Origin of the sequence: Ruegeria meonggei (genome assembly GCF_042768335.1) — a bacterium.
GTDB classification, from domain to species: Bacteria; Pseudomonadota; Alphaproteobacteria; order Rhodobacterales; family Rhodobacteraceae; genus Ruegeria; species Ruegeria meonggei.
In genome coordinates this window covers 3,871,922-3,890,553 of sequence record NZ_JAXHBT010000001.1, presented here as the reverse complement: position 1 = coordinate 3,890,553, position 18,632 = coordinate 3,871,922, and the positions used below count along the sequence as shown (strand labels likewise).

The following is an 18,632-nucleotide window of genomic DNA, read 5'->3' as shown; positions in this document are numbered from 1 at the left end:
GAAAACGGGGCACGGCTTGTTACCGGACCCCGATCTTTGAATGTGCAGGCTTAGTTGGACTTCAGCTTGCGGGCTTCGATGATGATCTCATAGGCATCATGGGTGATCGGATCGAAGCTTTTGGCTTCGCCTGCCGCCACACCGTAAAAGCACTCGCGGTCTTTTTCGCTAAGGTTGTCCCACAGCTTGGTCATCTTCGCCTTGACTTCGGTCGGCAGCGATTTGCGGATCACAACCGGGCCTTCGGGGATCGGTTCGGACTGCCAGATCATGACCATGTCATTCATGTCGACCAGACCCGCATCAACCGCGCGGCGCAGCGCGCCCGACTGAAATCCATCTTCCCAATCGCCCAGACCGTCGGCCCAGGTCACACCACCGTCAACGTCACCGTTATTGACGGCAACGATGGTCTGCTCGTGCCCGCCGGTGAATTTCACGTCACCAAAATAGTCGCCCGATTCCATGGTCGCACCGATTGCGGCAGGGATTTCGATCGACGGGATCAGGTAACCCGAGGTCGAGTTCGGATCTCCAAAGCCAAAGGTCTTACCCTTCATGTCATCCAGCGAGGTGATGCCGCTGTCTTTCCGGGCGAAACCGATCGAGTAATAGCCATAGCCGCCATCGGTGTTGACCTTCACCAGCACCGGCTCAACCGCTTCGGGGTCGCTCAGATAGGTTTTGGCATAGCCCGATGCGCCCAGCCAGGCCATGTCGATGGTGCCGCCCAGCAGGCCCTGGATCACACCGTCATAATCGGCAGGCGCAAACAGCTTGGTTTCGACACCCAGCGCCTCTTCGGTGTATTCGCGCAGGCATTCGTTGTTGTTCAACCGGTCCTGAGCGTTCTCGCCGCCCAGAATACCAATGCGGAATTCGCTGATTTCGTCAGCCATGACCGGTGCGGCCAGTGCCGTTGTCGCCACCAGGGCAGCCATCAATTTTTTCATCTGTCTCTCTCCAGGTTTGTGTCCCCGGCCTCTCATCGGGCCGGGCGATGAAAGGGGTTGTTGGTTCAGATGGTCGCTTCGGCTTCCATCAACGCTTTCTGGGTCGCATCAAGCGTGTCGATCTCAGTCGATGTCGCCTCTTCCGAGAAGCTGGCATCGGCACCGTAAATCTCGCGGGCGACACCGGTTGTCAGCTGTTCGGGCAGACCGTCGAACACAATGCGCCCATCCCGCATACCAACCACGCGGTCGCAATAGCGGCGCGCAGTATCCAAAGTGTGCAGGTTGGCGATGACCGTCCGACCATCCTCTTCGTGGATGCGGCGCAGAGCCTGCATCACGACCTGAGCATTCATCGGATCCAGCGAGGCGATGGGTTCATCCGCCAAAATGATCTTGGGGTCCTGCATCAGGGCGCGCGCAATGGCGACCCGCTGCTGCTGACCACCTGACAGCGCCTCGGCGCGTTTGGGGGCATGTTCGGCTATGCCCAGACGGTCCAATATGTCGATGGCACGGTGGACCTCATCCATCGGGAACAGGTTGAACATGGTCGCCAGTGTCGAATGCCGGTTCAGCGTGCCATGCAGAACGTTGGACACCACATCCATGCGAGGCACGAGGTTGAACTGCTGAAAGATCATGGCACAATCGGCCTGCCAGGCCCGCTTGTCGCGCCCTTTCAGTTGGGTCACGTCCCGGTCCTGGAACAGGATCTCTCCCGCACTTGCGTCGGTCAGGCGGTTGATCATTCGCAGCAGGGTCGATTTACCTGCTCCGGACCGACCGATGATGCCGATCATGCAAGGCTTGTCCACATCCAGCGTCGCCGCATTCACGGCCACATTATCGCCGAAGCGTTTCGTCAGTTTTTTTATGCGCAGCACGTGCCACCCCCAAATGTGTTGGGGGTCAGCTAAAGACGATGTTCAACGGCTTTGTGTCGGTTCAGTGAAAGTTTTGTAAAGCACCACCGCACCGGAGGGGCCTACCCAACCGCCCGCATCGCGGGTATATGCGGGCCAACTCGATAAATGATATGAGGCCACACATGAGCTTTGACCGCTGCATCAAGATCGCCCCGTCGATCCTGTCCGCCGATTTCGCCAATTTCGGCGCCGAGATTCAGGCGATCGAGGCGCAAGGTGCCGACTGGGTGCATATTGATGTGATGGATGGCCATTTCGTACCGAACCTGACCTTTGGTCCCCCGGCCGTCAAAGCGTTCCGTCCGCATGTGAAAACCGTGATGGATGTTCACCTGATGATCGCCCCGGTTGATCCCTACATCCAGGCCTATGCCGACGCAGGCGCCGACATCCTGACCGCGCATATAGAGGCCGGGCCGCACACGCATCGCACGCTGCAGGCCATCCGCACCGCAGGTATGAAAGCAGGTGTTGCCCTGAACCCCGGCACCCCAGCCGACGCGGTCGAGCATTTGCTGGACCTGACCGATCTGGTCTGCGTGATGACGGTGAACCCCGGTTTTGGGGGACAGAAGTTCATCGATATGACGGACAAAGTGCGCAAGCTGCGTCAGATGATCGGTGACCGCCCGGTTCATATCGAGATCGACGGCGGTGTCGACCCAATCACGGCCCCACTGGTCGCTGCTGCAGGGGCGGATGTGCTGGTCGCAGGCTCGGCTGTGTTCAAAGGCGGGTCGGTGTCGTCGCCCGAGGTCTATGGAAAGAACATCAGCGCAGTTCGCGACGCTGCGCAATCTGCGGCTGCATAACCTCTCACGAATGGTTCAGGCTTAAATGCAGGGGGGTATAGGTCTCCCGACGCCCCGCAAAAACAGGCCAAGTCTTCGGAAGCGCAGGACAATTGGACTTGGTGGCATTTTCGCCAGCCGCAGCCTGTCAGCTATTGTAACGGACACGCAGTTTTATCGCCTGAACGAAACGTCCTTCGGCAACCAGCACAGACAGAAAATCACTAAGGTAATCCGGAGATAGCCCCGCCTCCATAGCCGCATCAAACCTGTCTTCCGCAGCGTCGAATTCACCCTCTGCCAGCATCACCAGCGCATCAACATACTGCACGTATGGCGCATCGGGGCTAAGCGCCAGCGCCTGATCGATGGCGTCCCGGGCCTCTTGCCTGTCTTCCAGCCAGAGCGCTATTTCCGCGTGCAGGCGATGGTCGAAATGGTCGGCACCGTCCAGCTTGATGCTGCGCCGGATGTGGATCAGAGCTTCGTCATAGCTGTAATCATCAGCCAGCAACCGTGCCCGCCAGAACAACAGGTAACTGCTGGGGCCTGCCCGGGTTTCGGCCATCTCAAGAACACTATGCGCCTGGGACCGCTGGCCCAGCTCAGACAGCGCGCGAGCTTTGCGAACATACCCATCCGCGTCATCCGGTTTGGCGGCGATGACCGCTTCGGCGTCCTTCAGTGCCTGTTTCGGCCGGTCCAGCATCAGCAGGATCAAGGAACGGCGCGACAGGGCGGCGACAAATTCAGGGTGCAGCTCCAGCGTTCGGGTGACATGTTCAAAGGCTGGCTCCCACCTGTCCTGCTCTGACAGCACAAAGGCCATGCCATACTCGGCATAAGAATCAGACGGATCGATTTCGATGGCCGAGCGGAACAGATCCAGCGCCTCGTCATTGCGGCCCTGATCGCTGAGTTCCCAGGCCAGCTGACGTATGGCCCAAGTGTATTCAGGGTCCAAAGCCATTGCCGCGCGCATGCGCGCTTCGAATTCTTCTACGTTACTCTGTCCGCCGTAGAGTGCGCTAGCGGCAAGGCCTGCCATGTTGCGGGCCGTCGGCTTGCGCGATACCGCCTTTCTAAACAGCTCGGTCGCCAGACCATAATCATCGTGGTAGTACAGAATCCACGCCTTCCCTTGAAGGCCTGGCTCAGCCTCGGGATTCAGTTCAAGGAGTTCCGAAAATGCCCTGTCGGAGGCGTCGTAATCATCCAGATCGAAATAGGCCCAGGCCAGCCTATCCAACATGTCAATGCGTTGGCGGTCCGATGCTCCTGCAGCCCCCAGACCAAGCTGGCAGATTTCCACCAACCGCTCTGGCGTGTCATCCTGTTCCACACAGGCCGACACATAGGTTGACTGAGAATTCGTAAGAAGTGGTTTGGCAATGGCGCTGCCACCGGCCCAGACCAGCATCGCGGCAAACGCGGCCAGTCGTGTCAATGCACTTGTGGTGTAGAACATCTGTCTAAAAAGCACTTTGTTTGTTTCCCGCAGAATACTCACAATTGTGATAAGAAAAAGGCTGCTTTGAGCTGTCATAACCGTTTCAAATCGGAGGTGATCAAAATGGCCCGATTGCCGTGGGGACCGTCAAGACATCACAGAATAGCCGCAGCGCTATTGCTTCAGATTTTCTGAACTCGAGTTTATTTATTTGCGTTTGCCTTAAGCCCTCAACTGTGACCAAAAACAAGACCAGTACCGACAGGCCCTGATTGATCAGCAAAGTGAGGATAACCCCATGATCGAACGCATCGAAACCGGCGAACGTTCATCTAAAATTGTGAAACACAACGGCGTAGCCTACCTGACCGGACAGGTCGCCGAGGGTGAAACGATTCAGGAACAGGTCCGCATCTGCCTGAGCAAAATCGACACTCTTTTGGAACAGGCGGGCTCGTCGCGAGAAAACATGCTGCGCGTGACGATCTGGCTGGCTGATATGAAGGATTTCGCCGGATTGAACGAGGTTTGGAACGCTTGGGTCCCGGCCGGCCACGCCCCGGCCCGCGCCTGTGGCGAAGCCAAGCTGGCACGGCCCGAGCTTAAGGTAGAGTTTATCGTTGATGCGGCGTGTAACTGATACTTGGATCGGCTGCGGAACAACCTGTTAGAAAGTGAAAAAGGCCGTCCCATGTGGGACGGCCTTCTTTGTTTCAACCGAGTGGGCTCTCATTGCTCTTTCAGAGCCACTGCCGCTCACCGGTAACAACGCCTAGGCGTTGTTACTCGACGATTTTCGACACGACGCCGGCGCCGACGGTGCGGCCGCCTTCGCGGATGGCGAAACGCAGGCCGTTTTCCATCGCGATCGGCGCGATCAGCTCAACCTCGAACGACACGTTGTCGCCGGGCATGACCATCTCGGTGCCGGACGCCAGGGTCACGGTGCCGGTCACGTCAGTGGTCCGGAAGTAGAACTGAGGACGGTAGTTCGCAAAGAACGGCGTGTGACGGCCACCTTCATCCTTGGTCAGGATATAGGCTTCGGCTTCGAACTTGGTGTGCGGTGTCACCGAGCCCGGCTTACACAGAACCTGGCCACGCTCAACACCTTCACGGTCCACACCGCGCAGCAGCGCGCCGATGTTGTCGCCCGCTTCTCCGCGGTCCAGCAGCTTGCGGAACATTTCAACGCCCGTGCAGGTGGTTTTCTTGGTGTCGCGGATGCCGACGATTTCGATCTCGTCGCCAACATTGATCACGCCACGCTCAACACGACCGGTCACAACTGTACCACGACCCGAGATCGAGAACACGTCTTCGACCGGCATCAGGAACGGCTGGTCAATCGCACGCTCAGGCGTCGGGATGTATTCGTCCACGGCCGCCATCAGCTTGCGGATGGATTCCTCGCCGATCTCCGGGTTGTTGCCTTCCATCGCGGCCAAAGCCGAACCGGCAATGATCGGAATGTCGTCGCCAGGGTATTCATACGAAGACAGAAGCTCGCGGATTTCCATTTCCACCAGTTCCAGCAGCTCTTCGTCGTCAACCTGATCCACTTTGTTCATGAACACGACCATTGTCGGGATGCCAACCTGGCGGCCCAGCAGGATGTGTTCACGTGTCTGCGGCATCGGGCCGTCAGCGGCGTTCACAACCAGAATCGCGCCGTCCATCTGGGCAGCACCGGTGATCATGTTCTTGACGTAGTCGGCGTGGCCGGGGCAGTCAACGTGGGCATAGTGACGGTTTTCCGTCTCGTATTCCACGTGGGCGGTCGAGATGGTGATGCCACGCGCTTTTTCTTCCGGCGCGCCGTCAATCTGATCATACGCTTGGAAGTCACCAAAATACTTGGTGATCGCTGCGGTCAGCGTCGTCTTGCCGTGGTCAACGTGGCCAATCGTGCCAATGTTCACGTGCGGCTTGTTACGCTCAAACTTTTCCTTTGCCATATCCTCAGGCGCCTTTTTGCGATTTGGGGGACCCTTGGTCCCGTAAGTTACATCTGCGCGCGCGAGATATTGGGTTCAAAGCGGAAAATCAAGCACATCCTGAGGGAAACGGGGATATCATGCCGGATTTTGTGGAACCACGGCTGAATCAAGCGGTTGGATCAGGTTCGGCCGCTTGTCGAACCAGCCATTTTCTTTGTGCTCTTCGGCTAGCCACTCCTCGACCCGGTCGGCAACTTTCAGGGCAAGACCGCTCATCTGCTCTTCTTTGGTTCGTTCGTGCCCGGACCCTTTGAAGGCGCTGCCGCCTGTTGTATCTTCCAGAACCTGGAATTTCTTACCCTTAGCCAGAAATTCCTTCTTGTTCACGTCATACACATTCACCAGCACGATGGCCGTACTTTTCGGGTTGTAGATAACCGGAATTCCCGGAGGCGCCAGCATGTAACCTTCGAGGCTGATGCCTACATCGTATTCCTGCGCGCCCTGATAGCGGCCCATTCTGATGTCGACTGCGTTTTGAATGGCCGCAGTCCATTCGTCAGGCGTTGCATCCCGCGACACCGGCCCTTTCACTGCCTTGCCAGCAAAGGCATAGTTTACCCGCAACTTGAATTCGCCCAGGCTTTCTGGCTCTTCAAAAACCTGCGTCTGGGTGCAGGCACCCAACAGGGCCAACCCGGTAATCAGTGTCAGAATGCGCAGCATGAATTCACCTCGATAAGCCTGTTTTTCCTTGATCTAGCGCACCGATACGGCTTGTGCCAAGCCGTATCGGCATAAAACCACTCGCCCGAGCGGGTGATCACGAAAATTTATAGTCGCGCGGAAAGCCATAAGGTGCCTTTTTCCCAACGCTGGCACGTTTGGCCAGCCATTGTGACAAGTCAGCCTCATGCCGGGTTTTGTCGCCACCCATCGACCATTTTAAACCTTCTTCCCAGTTGAACGTCGTCAGATCGGATAGCCCGCCATCCAACTCCAACGTGCCCTGACGACCCCGCGCCATGTTGTACTTTTGCAGGCGCACTCCTTTGCCGCGAGTCATCTCCGGCAGTTCCTCGGTCGGGAAGACCAGGAACTTCCCGTTCTGGGACACAACAGCCACGTGGTCCCCGTCAATGGGTTTGCAGATCATCGCAGTTTCCGGTGCTTTTACGTTCAGCACTTGTTTGCCGTTGCGGGTCTGGGCTAGTACGTCATCCTCGGGCACCACAAACCCGTTGCCTGACCCGGAAGCCACAAGCAGCTTGCGCCCTGGCTTGTGGATCAGGATGTCAATGATCTGCGCCTCGTTCGGCAGATCCACCATCAGGCGCAGGGGTTCGCCCATACCGCGCCCGCCGGGCAGGCTCGCGGCACTGACGGTGTAGAACCGCCCGTTAGAGGCAAACACCAGCAGACGGTCGGTCGTTTCAGCGTGAAAGATGAAACGGGCGCCATCGCCATCCTTGAACTTCAGCTCACGGGTCAGATCGATATGGCCGGTCATGGCGCGGATCCAGCCCATCTGAGAGCAGACAACAGTGATCGGCTCACGGTCGATCATCGCCTCAAGCGGTACTTCTTCGACCTCACCAGCCAAAGCAAACTGGGTGCGACGAGCGCCGCCTTCGTAGTCCTTGCCGAATGTCTTTTTGGTTTCCTTCAGCTGTTCAGCGATTTTGGCCCATTGCAGGTCTGGGTCGGCCAGCAGATCTTCGAGGTTGGCGCGCTCTTCCATCAGGGCATCACGCTCGCGAACCAGCTCCATCTCTTCCAGACGGCGCAGGCTGCGCAGGCGCATGTTGAGGATCGCATCGACCTGCACCTCGGACAACTCGCCCTCACCCGGCTTGGGCGATACGTAATCCGCCTCGTTGGTGGCGCGGACGTGGTCGATGCCCCAATCCTCGCGCATTAACGCAGCCTTGGGGTCGTCGTCATAGCGAATGATGTCGATCACCCGGTCGAGGTTCAGGAAGGCAACAATAAAGCCTTCCAGTACTTCCAGCCGGTGGTCGATCTTGGCAAGCCGATGCTTTGAGCGGCGCAGCAGAACCTCTTGCCGGTGATCAAGGAATGCCCGCAGCACTTCCTTCATCGAGCAGACCTTGGGTGTCACCCCGTCAATCAGAACGTTCATGTTCAGGCTGAACCGAACCTCAAGATCCGAGTTGCGATAGAGCATGCCCATAAGCACCTCAGGATCCACGTTCTTAGAGCGCGGCTCCAGGATCAGGCGGATGTCATCGGCGGATTCGTCGCGCACATCACCGAGGATCGGGATTTTCTTGGTCTGAATCACCTCGGCGATCTTTTCGATCAGTTTGGATTTCTGAACTTGATAAGGAATCTCCGTGACCACGATCTGCCACTGGCCGCGGCCCAAATCCTCAACCTCATACCTACAGCGCAGGCGGAACGACCCGCGCCCGGTGCGATAGGCCTGCGCAATATTCTCTGGTGGTTCGACAATTACGCCGCCGGTCGGGAAATCAGGCCCGGGCACATAATTCAGCAAAGTGTCGTCGCGGGCATCGGGCACTTTGATCAGATGCAGGCAGGCATCGCACAGTTCCGCAATGTTGTGCGGGGGGATGTTGGTGGCCATACCCACCGCAATCCCGCTGGAGCCATTGGCCAGCAGATTCGGGAACTGCGCGGGCAGCACAACAGGCTCGGTCAGCGTGCCGTCATAGTTGTCACGGAAATCGACGGCGTCTTCGTTCAGACCTTCTAACAGCGCCTCGGCCACGATGGTCATCCGTGCCTCGGTGTATCGCGAGGCCGCCGGGTTATCGCCGTCGATATTGCCGAAATTCCCTTGTCCGTCGACCAGCGGGTAGCGAACGTTGAAGTCCTGCGCCAGGCGCGCCATCGCATCATAGATCGCGGCATCACCATGTGGGTGATAGTTACCCATCACGTCGCCCGAGATTTTGGCCGATTTTCTGAAACCGCCGCTGGCACTGAGTCGCAGCTCGCGCATGGCATAGAGGATTCGCCGGTGTACCGGCTTCAGGCCATCGCGCGCGTCAGGCAAAGCCCGGTGCATGATGGTGGACAGCGCATAGGTCAGATAGCGTTCACCGATTGCGCGGCGCAGCGGCTCGGCTATCTCGCCCCCGTTGTCAGGGGCCTCCATATTGGGGTCGTCGATCGTATCGTTCATATATGATGTGATACGCCGCAAGTGCGCGCGGGTAAAGCAAGCAGCGCATATTTTGCTGGGGACAAGTCGCGCTTTTTGCAACAGGGGGAGACAACCCCCCGATTTCCCCCGTTTTTCGACTCGGGTCACCAAATATGCTAGGCTGACTGGATTAGACTGCTGCCTATTTCTTGTTTCTTACGATTGACCCGGGGGATGCGCCATGACGCGCCTTATTGTTATTACTTTCGCAGCACTAGGTTGGTGCTTTTATGTAATTAGCGGAGGCGCGGAATTCGAACCCCGCGGCCTGCGCAGCGACCAACCCGAACGTATTGCTTCCGTTCCAAAACCTTTACCTGTCGCACCGGCACGTGTTGAAGAACTTGTGACCCAAGTGGCCGCACGTGCGCCTCAGGTCCGCGCTCAACCGGCGCCCGCCAGCGAAGACATCGCTGAGATCGTGGCCGAAACCGCCGATCTCGGGTCCTTCTCAGGCTTTTCGGTTTTTGATGATCAAGGCGCCAGCATCACGCTTGCCTCGCTAGAGGATGGTGTGGCCGGGTTGCAGCAGGTTACCGAAGACGTGCAGGAAGACATCGCAGAAACCCCTACGGTTCCGGAACCCGTGAAAGACATTCGCGAGATCTCGGGCACGCGTGTGAACATGCGCGACGGCCCCGGCACGATCTATCCTATCGTCGGCAAGGCAACCATTGGTCAGAAGGTCGAAGTTCTAAGCGATTCTGGAACCGGCTGGTTGCGCCTGCGCGTGTTGCCCCAGCAACAGGTTGGATGGATTTCAGGGTCTCTTGTTCGAAAAACATCAAACTGACGTTCTGCTGTCATTGTCCTGACCCGAACCTCACAATAGCTTTAGTTCAGGTTCAACTTCAGGAAGATCATGCAGAAAACTATTCTCATCACCGGCTGCTCATCCGGGATCGGTCTTGATGCGGCGCATGGCATGCGTGCTCGCGGGTGGCGGGTGTTTGCGTCCTGCCGTCAGCAACGGGACTGCGACCGGCTGCGCGCGCAGGGGTTTGAAAGCCCGCGCATCGACTATACCGACGCCGACAGCATCGCCGCAGGACTGGCCGAGGTTCTGGAGGCCACCCAAGGCACGCTGGATGCTTTGTTCAACAATGGCGCCCATGGCCTACCCGGCGCAGTCGAAGATTTACCAACGGACGGTCTGCGCCATATCTTCGAGACCAATTTTTTCGGCTGGCATGAACTAACCCGACAGGTGATTCCGGTCATGAGGGCCCAGGGGCATGGGCGAATCGTTCAGAATTCGTCGGTTCTGGGTTTGGTCGCTTACCCGTGGCGCGGTGCTTACGTCGCAACAAAATACGCGGTCGAAGGGTTGACCGATACGCTGCGGCTAGAACTGGCCGATACCGATATCAAGGTGGTTCTGATTGAACCTGGTCCGATCACCTCGAAAATCCGCGAGAATTCGATCCCGGTATTCGAACGCTTTATCAACTGGCAAGGTTCGGCCCTGCGTGACCGGTATGAAGCATCCTTGTTGAAAAGATTATACGAATCCTCGGGACCCGACCGGTTCGAACTGCCCGCCTCGGCGGTGACCGACAAGCTGGCCCATGCGGTTGAATCGAAACGACCCCGTGCCCGGTACTATGTGACGACGCCAACCTATATTGCTGGATACCTGCGCCGCATCCTGCCCACCCGCACCATTGACCGCATCCTGTCAGACGTCTGAGGCAAAAATTCCCGTTCGCTTTTCACGCCTCCGACGTTAGATGATAGGCCAACGAAACAAGAAACCCGGACGGTGTACTCATGGACCTTTTGATGGTCGTTCTCCTGTTGGCCATGGCAGCGGTTGTTGTTGTGCTGGCGATTGGCATCGCCAATTTCGGCAAAAGCGGGAAAAGCGCTGCTTTGAAAAGCAACAAGATGATGCAGTTGCGCATCCTATTCCAATTCATTGCCGTGGTGCTGATCGTGCTCCACGTCTATCTGCGCGGACAAGGAGGTCAGTAAATGGTCGTTCTCAACAAGATCTACACGCGCACAGGCGATGACGGAAAAACTGCGTTGGGCAATGGCGAACGCGTCGCCAAATACGCGGGCCGCGTGGCAGCCTATGGCACAGTGGATGAGTTGAACGCATTTGTCGGCGTTGCCCGCACCGAGGCTGACAGTGAAGTCGAAGCCGCGCTGTCGCGTATTCAGAACGACCTGTTCGATCTGGGTGCGGATTTTTGCCGCCCCGACATGGAAAAGGACACCGAGGCCGATTACCCTCCGCTGCGCATTGTCCCTGCTCAGATTGACCGGCTCGAGGCCGAGATCGACGCAATGAACGAAACGCTTGAGCCGCTGCGCAGTTTCATTCTGCCCGGCGGTTCGCGTCTGGCGGCCAATCTACATGTCTGCCGAACCGTGTCGCGTCGGGCCGAGAGGCTTGCCGTTGAGCTTACCAATATGGAGCCGGTGAACGAAGTGGCGGTAAAATACCTCAATCGCCTGAGCGACTGGTTTTTTGTTGCCGCCCGCTGCGCCAATGAAAACGGCACCAAGGATGTGCTGTGGGTTCCGGGCGCGAACCGTTAAAAGCCGCCAGCAACGCAATAATATTACTGGCCGTTGCGTCAAAAAACACAAAACGCGACGTCCCAAACCCATGACGTGACGATTTTGCCCTGTTACCACGTGAACTGAGACGCTATTCAGGCGTCCGAGAGCATTGGTGGAGTCGCGTCGCGGCTCACCGTTTTTGTGAGGAGCAAGCGCAAAATGAAGGTACTCGTGCCTGTCAAACGCGTGATTGACTACAATGTGAAGGTTCGCGTGAAAGCGGACGGTAGCGGTGTCGATCTCGCCAATGTCAAAATGTCGATGAATCCATTCGACGAGATTGCGGTGGAAGAAGCCATCCGCCTGAAAGAAGCGGGCAAGGCCGATGAGGTCATCGCGATTTCAATTGGCGTCAAGCAATCGCAGGAAACGCTGCGCACTGCGCTGGCCATGGGCGCGGACCGCGCAATTCTGGTTATTGCCGCTGATGACGTGCATCAGGACATCGAGCCTCTGGCCGTTGCCAAAATCCTGGCCAAAGTGGTCGAGGAAGAGCAGCCCGGTCTGGTTCTGGCTGGTAAACAAGCCATCGACAACGACATGAACGCCACCGGTCAGATGCTGTCAGCTCTGCTGGGCTGGTCGCAGGGCACTTTTGCCTCTGAGGTCGACATCGAAGGCGACAACGCCAAGATCACCCGTGAGGTGGACGGCGGCCTGCAGACCATCAGCGTCAAGATGCCAACCATCGTGACCGTTGATCTGCGTCTGAACGAGCCGCGTTATGCGTCGCTGCCCAACATCATGAAGGCGAAGAAAAAGCCTCTGGATGAGAAGACCGCCGCCGATTACGGCGTCGACGTCTCACCGCGTCTGGAAGTCGTCAAAACCGAAGAGCCCGCAGCGCGCGCCGCAGGTATCATCGTCGGTTCAGTGGATGAGCTGGTCACGAAACTCAAAGAAGCGGGGGCTGTGTAATGGCTGTACTTCTTCTTGCCGAAGTCAACAATGGTGAGCTGGCGATGGACGCCACCGCCAAGGCCGTCAACGCCGCAAAGGCGCTGGGCGATGTGACCGTTCTGGCCGCAGGCGGTTCTGCCGCTGCTGCGGGTGAGGCTGCTGCCAAGATCGACGGCGTTTCCAAGGTTCTGGTTGCCGAAGACGCGTCGCTGGGTCACCGCCTGGCAGAATCGACCGCAGCACTGATCGTGGGGCTGTCTGACAGCTACGAACACATCGTGGCACCCGCCACCACCGACGCCAAAAACGTCATGCCGCGTGTTGCCGCGCTGTTGGATGTAATGATCGTTTCGGATGCGTCCGGTGTGGTTGATGGGTCGACTTTCGAGCGCCCGATCTACGCGGGTAACGCAATCCAGACCGTGAAATCGAACGACGCTAAAAAAGTCATCACCATCCGGACCGCTAGCTTTGATGCGGCCGGCGAAGGTGGCTCGGCGGCAGTTGAGACCATCGCGGTTGGCGACAACCCTGGCCTGTCTGAATGGGTCGAGGACAAGGTCGCCGAGAGCGATCGTCCGGAACTGACTTCGGCTGGCGTTGTTGTCTCGGGCGGCCGTGGTGTCGGCTCTGAAGAAGACTTCAAACTGATCGAAGGTCTGGCCGACAAGCTGGGCGCCGCCGTTGGCGCATCGCGCGCGGCTGTTGACTCGGGCTATGCCCCGAACGACTGGCAGGTGGGTCAGACCGGTAAGGTTGTTGCCCCGGACCTGTATGTCGCTGTCGGCATCTCGGGTGCGATCCAGCACTTGGCGGGTATGAAAGACTCGAAAGTCATTGTTGCGATCAACAAAGACGAAGAAGCGCCGATCTTCCAGGTTGCCGATTTCGGTCTGGTCGCCGACCTGTTCCAGGCCGTACCGGAACTGACCGAGAAACTCGGCTGATTTTCGGATCAGAACTTTCAAGATTGCAGAAGGCCCGCCAATCGGCGGGCCTTTTTCAGTTCAGGTTCCGGACCGGTGCAATCAGCGCCTCGGCGACGGATTTATGCGCCGCCGGGCCGATCATGTGTTCGGCCATCGGCTGCTGAAGGGTTCCGAACAGCATGTCCTCCAGCTCATCCGAATGGCCCGAAACAAATGCCGAAACCTGCGCATAACCCGCGCTGACCGATCGCACCTGTTCAAGCATCTGATCGGTGATTGAAACCACCATTTTTCCGCCCTGACGGGCACTGTCCTGATGGCGTAGAACCTGAAGGTTCAGCAGAAGGACAGGTGTTTTCAGCTTTCCCAATAGATCGCGGATTTTGAGCACCCAGTTTCGGCGCAGCTCTTCTGCCACGATTTCAAACCGGGCGTCGTGTTGGTCCTGCAATAGGGACATCAGATGGCACACGTAATGAACATCCGCAAAATCGACTTCGGGATAAAGCGCAATCAAATCCTGTGTCGGCGCCAGTACCCGGTCATTGCGCCGGGAGTGGACACGGTAGAAGTGATTCGTCTGCCCCAGAACGCTTGGCGCTTGCAGAATGCACAGCTCAGCCTCGGTTATGAGCTTGAACAGACCCGTATCCCCGCACAGCGTATCAAGCCCGCAAAACAGACTGCCCAAATTCAGGCACCGCCTGTCCAGCTTTTCCTCTAGAATCGCTGCAAAGGGACGGTCGACAAACCGCCCAAAGGTTTCATCCGCGCCGACACATGCCATGTAAGGCGTGTCCAGCGACCGTTCCGGCCCACGAAACCAGAGACGTGATCCGGCGTATTGGCATACGGCATCCTCGGGTCCCCCCGAGCCTGTTTGATGATAGCTCATAACACTCACCCATTTTTCACCCGGTGCCATCTTGCAGCCGCAAGTCTTGAGAATCTCCTAATGTGCGCATTTGAAGCAAATTCGAAGGGCTTGATCCTCTTGCCGCCCGCACCGATCTGCCGATACTGTCGCCCTAACCCGTGACACAGAGGCACCTGAAGATGGATGTAAAATCAGTCGGAGTGATTGGCGCAGGCCAGATGGGCAATGGTATTGCCCACGTCCTGGCCCTGGCCGAGTATGACGTTCTGATAAATGACGTAAATCAGGATGCCCTGAACAGCGCCGTGGCGACGATCGAGGGTAACCTGGCGCGCCAGGCCTCGCGCGGGAAGATCACCGACGAGGCGGTGCAGGCAGCGTTGTCTCGGATCAAGACCACGATGGACCTGCCGCAGCTGGGTCAAACCGATCTGGTCATCGAAGCCGCCACCGAACGTGAGGCAATCAAACAGGCGATATTTGAGGATCTGCAACCACATTTGCTGCCGCATACGATTCTTACATCGAACACGTCATCCATCTCGATCACACGTCTGGCCAGCCGCACGGATCGCCCCGAACGTTTCATGGGGTTTCATTTCATGAACCCGGTACCGGTGATGCAGCTGGTGGAACTAATCCGCGGCATTGCCACGGATGAAGAGACGTTCAGTGCCTGCAAGACAGTCGTGGACCGGCTCGGAAAAACCGCCGCCAGCGCCGAGGATTTCCCCGCCTTCATCGTGAACCGTATCCTGATGCCGATGATCAATGAGGCCGTTTACACCCTGTATGAAGGGGTCGGGAATGTGCAGTCCATCGACCAGTCTATGAAGCTGGGGGCAAACCACCCTATGGGGCCGCTGGAGCTGGCCGATTTTATCGGTTTGGACACCTGTCTTGCGATCATGAACGTATTGCATGAAGGTCTGGCAGATACCAAATATCGCCCCTGCCCGCTGTTGACCAAATATGTTGAAGCCGGATGGCTTGGACGCAAGACCGAGCGTGGTTTCTATGATTACAGAGGCGAGGCGCCGGTTCCGACCCGGTAGGGTCGTCGGGGGGCCAGCCCCCTCGCCCGGATTTTATTCGGGCTCACCCCCGGGATATTTATTGCCAGATGAAGAATCGGATCAGGGTTTGAGCGATTGACCCAAGGCCAGCGTGTGCTTTCTGAGCCAGGCCATAAAGCCGCGCGGGTCGCTTTCCAGAAGTTGCATGTCCTCATCCGAGATCGGTGCGCCAATCACCGGGGATTGCGGCTTGTTGCAGGACCGGACAATCTCGTGCAGCAAGAGACCCTGCCGCAGGATTGCCGATACCCTGTTGGCGATCTGATAAGCGCGTGAGTTGCGGCCTGGGAAGAAAATAGGCACCACCTGAGCGCCAGAGCGGCGGATCATTTTGGCGGTGAATACGTTCCATTCCCGTTCCTGCGCCGGGCCGAACCAGTCATCCGACGACATCACAACGCCCGACGGGAACAAGGCCACGACCCCACCTTCCTTGAGGTGGTCCATCGCTTTGCCCCGCATCTCCAGCATTTTCATCTGCGCTTCGGGGTCATGCGGAAACGGAACAGGGATCATGAAGGAGGTCGCGGCCTCATCCAGCCCGGTCAGAACCGAACGGGTGAGAATGCGGTAATCACTGCGCACCTGTCCGATCAGCTCGGCCAGGATCATGCCGTCGACCATGCCATGTGGGTGGTTGGCAACCACTACCACAGCACCTGTTTTTGGAATGCGCGCGATCTGTTCTGCTGGCGTGGTCAGATCGATGCCCATCACCTTGAGCGCACCGCCCCAGAACCTCTGGCCACGATAATACTCGTTCTGTTTCTCGAACTTGTTCACCATGCGCAGAATGGTCAGTTTGCCCGTGCACCATTCGATGGCGCGGATGGCCGTGGAAGTCCAGACATCGTCGAAGGAGTTTGCGTAGGTCAGGGTTCTACGGTCGTAGATTTCACCCTGATCCTCGGTCCCATCTACCACCGGGCTTGTCTTGGTCTCGTGCGTCGTTTCCGCCAATTCCTGGTCTTCCCGTTTTTCTATCGCGGCTGACGTCGTCAGAACCCTTCCCCGAATTTGTCATTCACCAGGGTTTCCACAGCATCGGCCAACGCCTCAGCATCAGGTCCGGACGTCTCGACGTCAATAGTCGTTCCGCGTGATGCTGCCAACATCAAAAGGCCCATGATGCTGTCACCCGCGGCAGAAAGCCCGTCCCTGGACACCTCGGCCTGTGCGTCAAAGCCCTCGACCACCTCGACCAGTTTTGCCGAGGCCCGGGCGTGCAGGCCTTTTTCATTAACGATTTTCAAGCTTCGGAGGGTCATTCTGTTTCTGTCCGGTCTTCTTCCAATGTCACATTTTGCGCATTGATGTATTTGCGTCCAGCCTCCATCGCCTGCCTTACGGCATCGCCAATAGGAAGGTGGCGGGATTTGGCCAGTTTGATCAACATAGGCAGATTCGCTCCGTAAAGGATACGCCGATCCTGCGGTGCGCAAGCCCGCAAGCTCAGATTCGATGGGCTGCCTCCGAACAAATCCGTAACAACAACTACGCCGTCGCCAACATCGACACTGTCGGCAGCCGCGCAGATCTCGCCTTGCTTTTGCGTGCGGTCATGGTCGGCCTCGATCGAGATCGCGGCCAGGCCGGGTTGCTTTCCAACCACATGCTGCATCGCGGCCAGATATTCCCTGGCCAGCCCGCCATGTGCTACGAGTACGATCCCGATCAATCCGACCTCACATTCAACGATCGACGTTCCATTTCGCGATGCCTAACTGCCACTTGCTGCACCTCCTCTGCAAGAGCCTTTGCAACCGCTTCTGCAATGGCCACAGATCTGTGTTGCCCTCCGGTGCAGCCAAAGGCCACGAACAGGTGCGCTTTGCCTTCGGCCCGAAAGGCCGGCAGCAGCAGTTTCAGCAGATCAACAACGCGGTCAAAAAACGGCGCATAGTTCATGTCGGCCTGAACATAGCGCGCCACGTCCGGGTTTCGACCGTCTTCTGCCCTCAGGTCCGGTCGCCAGTACGGGTTGGCCAGAAACCTGCAGTCAAAAACCATATCCAAACCGCGCGGAAGGCCGCGCTTATAGGAAAAGGATTCGATAGAGACCGCCAGATGTCTCCCGTCCTTGGGGGCAAACCAGCGGTCGACCTCTTCCCGCAACTGATGGACGTTCAAAGAAGAGGTGTCGATCAAGGTGTCGGCAATCTCTCGGATGGGGGCCAGCAGTTCCTTTTCCTGCCGCACGCCGGTTTCCGGGCCTGCTTCGGCTGCAACCGGGTGACGCCTGCGGGTTTCCGAGAAACGGCGTACAAGAACTTCATCACTGCAATCGAGGTAAAGTGTTGTCAGGTCGACATTCTCCATGCGCCTGAGCTTGACCGCCAGTTCAATGAACCCGATTGTCGAGAAATCCCGGTTGCGCGCATCAATGCCCAACGCCATCGGCTGATCGCTTTGCGGCCCATCAAGTAGGCGCAGCAACAGGCCCATCGGCAGGTTGTCGATGGCTTCAAACCCCAGATCTTCAAGAACACGGATCGCCGTTGATCGCCCGGCCCCCGAGGGTCCGGTCACCAGAACAATGCGCCGTTGTGTTGTCATGTGCCGAGCCAGTCCGGGTCCACGCGCCCCATTTTCAACAATTGCAGAAGTGCTGCTGGCAAGTTGGGGATAGCCGCCGCCCGAAGCAAGGGAACAGTTTGCCTCAGGAGTTGGATCGTGACGGGATCGGGCAGTCGCGCCTGTTCCGTTTGGTCCAGATCCACAACATAGGTTACTTCTGTCCCCCCCGCTGGCTGTGCGCGTACCAAGCCGATGCCGCGGGCTTCGATCAATCCGCGGGTACTTTCGGGGGCATCCGCCAATACCTGCCCATCGACCATGCGCAACTCCACCCTGTCATCAGCCACCAAAATGGCCCCTGCCGCGATCATCTGCAGCGCAAGACCCGATTTGCCAACGCCTGAACGCCCAACGATCAGGGCGCCGCACCCACCTACAGCGACGCAGGTGGCGTGAACGATGGCGTTGTCTTGATCCTGAAAATCTAAGAGCGTCTGGCCACTCAT

General features: G+C 57.8%; 21 protein-coding genes. 9 read left to right on the top strand and 12 right to left on the bottom strand.

What is annotated here, in order from left to right:
- Window positions 1-50 precede the first annotated feature (50 nt).
- Window positions 51-953, bottom strand: a complete 903-nt coding sequence (gene phnD, locus SJY13_RS19435; protein ID WP_377193273.1) for a phosphonate ABC transporter substrate-binding protein — start codon at window positions 951-953, stop codon at window positions 51-53.
- A 65-nt stretch (window positions 954-1,018) separates the two neighbouring features.
- Window positions 1,019-1,840: a phosphonate ABC transporter ATP-binding protein gene (gene phnC, locus SJY13_RS19430; RefSeq protein WP_377193271.1), complete on the bottom strand. Its 822-nt coding sequence runs from the start codon at window positions 1,838-1,840 to the stop codon at window positions 1,019-1,021.
- A 164-nt stretch (window positions 1,841-2,004) separates the two neighbouring features.
- Between phnC and rpe the strand changes: the two genes are divergently transcribed.
- Entirely contained in the window at window positions 2,005-2,694 is a 690-nt protein-coding gene (rpe, locus tag SJY13_RS19425) for a ribulose-phosphate 3-epimerase (protein ID WP_377193269.1), read from the top strand.
- A 127-nt stretch (window positions 2,695-2,821) separates the two neighbouring features.
- On the opposite strand, the gene SJY13_RS19420 is transcribed toward rpe, so the two are convergent.
- Complete coding sequence (locus tag SJY13_RS19420; protein ID WP_377193267.1) at window positions 2,822-4,141, bottom strand: tetratricopeptide repeat protein; 1,320 nt, start codon at window positions 4,139-4,141, stop codon at window positions 2,822-2,824.
- A gap of 280 nt (window positions 4,142-4,421) precedes the next feature.
- Between SJY13_RS19420 and SJY13_RS19415 the strand changes: the two genes are divergently transcribed.
- Window positions 4,422-4,763: a RidA family protein gene (locus SJY13_RS19415; RefSeq protein WP_377193265.1), complete on the top strand. Its 342-nt coding sequence runs from the start codon at window positions 4,422-4,424 to the stop codon at window positions 4,761-4,763.
- Window positions 4,764-4,905: 142 nt separating this feature from the next.
- Here the strand turns inward: SJY13_RS19415 and tuf are convergent, their stop codons facing one another.
- The 3 genes from tuf to SJY13_RS19400 form a co-directional block, all read right to left on the bottom strand.
- A complete protein-coding gene (tuf, locus tag SJY13_RS19410; protein ID WP_377192686.1) occupies window positions 4,906-6,081 on the bottom strand; it encodes an elongation factor Tu in 1,176 nt (391 codons plus the stop codon).
- A 117-nt stretch (window positions 6,082-6,198) separates the two neighbouring features.
- Window positions 6,199-6,789 carry a hypothetical protein gene (locus tag SJY13_RS19405; RefSeq protein WP_085824494.1) on the bottom strand — a complete coding sequence of 197 codons (591 nt, stop codon included), beginning with the start codon at window positions 6,787-6,789 and terminating at the stop codon, window positions 6,199-6,201.
- 97 nt (window positions 6,790-6,886) lie between these two features.
- Complete coding sequence (locus tag SJY13_RS19400; RefSeq protein WP_377193263.1) at window positions 6,887-9,235, bottom strand: DNA topoisomerase IV subunit A; 2,349 nt, start codon at window positions 9,233-9,235, stop codon at window positions 6,887-6,889.
- 202 nt (window positions 9,236-9,437) lie between these two features.
- Between SJY13_RS19400 and SJY13_RS19395 the strand changes: the two genes are divergently transcribed.
- The 6 genes from SJY13_RS19395 (at window position 9,438) to SJY13_RS19370 (ending at window position 13,674) form a co-directional block, all read left to right on the top strand.
- The gene (locus SJY13_RS19395) at window positions 9,438-10,049 is read left to right on the top strand and encodes an SH3 domain-containing protein (RefSeq protein ID WP_377193261.1); all 612 of its coding nucleotides are present in this window, start codon (window positions 9,438-9,440) and stop codon (window positions 10,047-10,049) included.
- 69 nt (window positions 10,050-10,118) lie between these two features.
- Window positions 10,119-10,946, top strand: coding sequence for an SDR family NAD(P)-dependent oxidoreductase (locus SJY13_RS19390; protein WP_377193259.1), 828 nt, complete (start codon window positions 10,119-10,121; stop codon window positions 10,944-10,946).
- A gap of 80 nt (window positions 10,947-11,026) precedes the next feature.
- Window positions 11,027-11,230 carry a twin transmembrane helix small protein gene (locus tag SJY13_RS19385; protein WP_377193257.1) on the top strand — a complete coding sequence of 68 codons (204 nt, stop codon included), beginning with the start codon at window positions 11,027-11,029 and terminating at the stop codon, window positions 11,228-11,230.
- On the top strand, window positions 11,231-11,803 hold the full coding sequence (locus SJY13_RS19380) for a cob(I)yrinic acid a,c-diamide adenosyltransferase (RefSeq protein WP_085824490.1): 573 nt from the start codon (window positions 11,231-11,233) through the stop codon (window positions 11,801-11,803). It abuts the gene before it with no gap.
- 183 nt (window positions 11,804-11,986) lie between these two features.
- Window positions 11,987-12,745: an electron transfer flavoprotein subunit beta/FixA family protein gene (locus SJY13_RS19375; RefSeq protein WP_377193255.1), complete on the top strand. Its 759-nt coding sequence runs from the start codon at window positions 11,987-11,989 to the stop codon at window positions 12,743-12,745.
- Window positions 12,745-13,674 carry an electron transfer flavoprotein subunit alpha/FixB family protein gene (locus tag SJY13_RS19370; RefSeq protein ID WP_085824488.1) on the top strand — a complete coding sequence of 310 codons (930 nt, stop codon included), beginning with the start codon at window positions 12,745-12,747 and terminating at the stop codon, window positions 13,672-13,674. Before SJY13_RS19375 ends, SJY13_RS19370 begins: the two co-directional genes overlap by 1 nt.
- Before the next feature lie 55 nt (window positions 13,675-13,729).
- Here SJY13_RS19370 and SJY13_RS19365 read toward each other — a convergent pair whose 3' ends face one another.
- Window positions 13,730-14,551: a DUF6473 family protein gene (locus SJY13_RS19365; protein WP_377193253.1), complete on the bottom strand. Its 822-nt coding sequence runs from the start codon at window positions 14,549-14,551 to the stop codon at window positions 13,730-13,732.
- Between the two features lie 161 nt (window positions 14,552-14,712).
- Between SJY13_RS19365 and SJY13_RS19360 the strand changes: the two genes are divergently transcribed.
- Window positions 14,713-15,588 carry a 3-hydroxybutyryl-CoA dehydrogenase gene (locus SJY13_RS19360; RefSeq protein WP_377193251.1) on the top strand — a complete coding sequence of 292 codons (876 nt, stop codon included), beginning with the start codon at window positions 14,713-14,715 and terminating at the stop codon, window positions 15,586-15,588.
- 81 nt (window positions 15,589-15,669) lie between these two features.
- On the opposite strand, the gene SJY13_RS19355 is transcribed toward SJY13_RS19360, so the two are convergent.
- Genes SJY13_RS19355 through SJY13_RS19335 form a run of 5 tightly spaced genes read right to left on the bottom strand, consistent with a single transcriptional unit; the run spans window position 15,670 to window position 18,632 of the window.
- Window positions 15,670-16,569: a lysophospholipid acyltransferase family protein gene (locus SJY13_RS19355; protein WP_377193249.1), complete on the bottom strand. Its 900-nt coding sequence runs from the start codon at window positions 16,567-16,569 to the stop codon at window positions 15,670-15,672.
- 38 nt (window positions 16,570-16,607) lie between these two features.
- Complete coding sequence (locus tag SJY13_RS19350) at window positions 16,608-16,877, bottom strand: HPr family phosphocarrier protein (protein WP_085824485.1); 270 nt, start codon at window positions 16,875-16,877, stop codon at window positions 16,608-16,610.
- A complete protein-coding gene (locus SJY13_RS19345; protein ID WP_085824484.1) occupies window positions 16,874-17,287 on the bottom strand; it encodes a PTS sugar transporter subunit IIA in 414 nt (137 codons plus the stop codon). Before SJY13_RS19345 ends, SJY13_RS19350 begins: the two co-directional genes overlap by 4 nt.
- Window positions 17,284-18,165 carry an RNase adapter RapZ gene (rapZ, locus tag SJY13_RS19340; protein WP_377193247.1) on the bottom strand — a complete coding sequence of 294 codons (882 nt, stop codon included), beginning with the start codon at window positions 18,163-18,165 and terminating at the stop codon, window positions 17,284-17,286. Before rapZ ends, SJY13_RS19345 begins: the two co-directional genes overlap by 4 nt.
- The gene (locus tag SJY13_RS19335; RefSeq protein WP_377193245.1) at window positions 18,162-18,632 is read right to left on the bottom strand and encodes an HPr kinase/phosphorylase; all 471 of its coding nucleotides are present in this window, start codon (window positions 18,630-18,632) and stop codon (window positions 18,162-18,164) included. Before SJY13_RS19335 ends, rapZ begins: the two co-directional genes overlap by 4 nt.

Excerpts from the sequence above, each read along its gene's own strand:
- phnD (WP_377193273.1), bottom strand. The coding sequence starts at position 953 with ATGAAAAAATTGATGGCTGCCCTGGTGGCGACAACGGCACTGGCCGCA.
- rpe (WP_377193269.1), top strand. The coding sequence starts at position 2,005 with ATGAGCTTTGACCGCTGCATCAAGATCGCCCCGTCGATCCTGTCCGCC.
- SJY13_RS19420 (WP_377193267.1), bottom strand. The coding sequence starts at position 4,141 with ATGTTCTACACCACAAGTGCATTGACACGACTGGCCGCGTTTGCCGCG.
- SJY13_RS19415 (WP_377193265.1), top strand. The coding sequence starts at position 4,422 with ATGATCGAACGCATCGAAACCGGCGAACGTTCATCTAAAATTGTGAAA.
- tuf (WP_377192686.1), bottom strand. The coding sequence starts at position 6,081 with ATGGCAAAGGAAAAGTTTGAGCGTAACAAGCCGCACGTGAACATTGGC.
- SJY13_RS19405 (WP_085824494.1), bottom strand. The coding sequence starts at position 6,789 with ATGCTGCGCATTCTGACACTGATTACCGGGTTGGCCCTGTTGGGTGCC.
- SJY13_RS19400 (WP_377193263.1), bottom strand. The coding sequence starts at position 9,235 with ATGAACGATACGATCGACGACCCCAATATGGAGGCCCCTGACAACGGG.
- SJY13_RS19395 (WP_377193261.1), top strand. The coding sequence starts at position 9,438 with ATGACGCGCCTTATTGTTATTACTTTCGCAGCACTAGGTTGGTGCTTT.
- SJY13_RS19390 (WP_377193259.1), top strand. The coding sequence starts at position 10,119 with ATGCAGAAAACTATTCTCATCACCGGCTGCTCATCCGGGATCGGTCTT.
- SJY13_RS19385 (WP_377193257.1), top strand. The coding sequence starts at position 11,027 with ATGGACCTTTTGATGGTCGTTCTCCTGTTGGCCATGGCAGCGGTTGTT.
- SJY13_RS19380 (WP_085824490.1), top strand. The coding sequence starts at position 11,231 with ATGGTCGTTCTCAACAAGATCTACACGCGCACAGGCGATGACGGAAAA.
- SJY13_RS19375 (WP_377193255.1), top strand. The coding sequence starts at position 11,987 with ATGAAGGTACTCGTGCCTGTCAAACGCGTGATTGACTACAATGTGAAG.
- SJY13_RS19370 (WP_085824488.1), top strand. The coding sequence starts at position 12,745 with ATGGCTGTACTTCTTCTTGCCGAAGTCAACAATGGTGAGCTGGCGATG.
- SJY13_RS19365 (WP_377193253.1), bottom strand. The coding sequence starts at position 14,551 with ATGAGCTATCATCAAACAGGCTCGGGGGGACCCGAGGATGCCGTATGC.
- SJY13_RS19360 (WP_377193251.1), top strand. The coding sequence starts at position 14,713 with ATGGATGTAAAATCAGTCGGAGTGATTGGCGCAGGCCAGATGGGCAAT.
- SJY13_RS19350 (WP_085824485.1), bottom strand. The coding sequence starts at position 16,877 with ATGACCCTCCGAAGCTTGAAAATCGTTAATGAAAAAGGCCTGCACGCC.
- rapZ (WP_377193247.1), bottom strand. The coding sequence starts at position 18,165 with ATGACAACACAACGGCGCATTGTTCTGGTGACCGGACCCTCGGGGGCC.
- SJY13_RS19335 (WP_377193245.1), bottom strand. The coding sequence starts at position 18,632 with ATGAGTGGCCAGACGCTCTTAGATTTTCAGGATCAAGACAACGCCATC.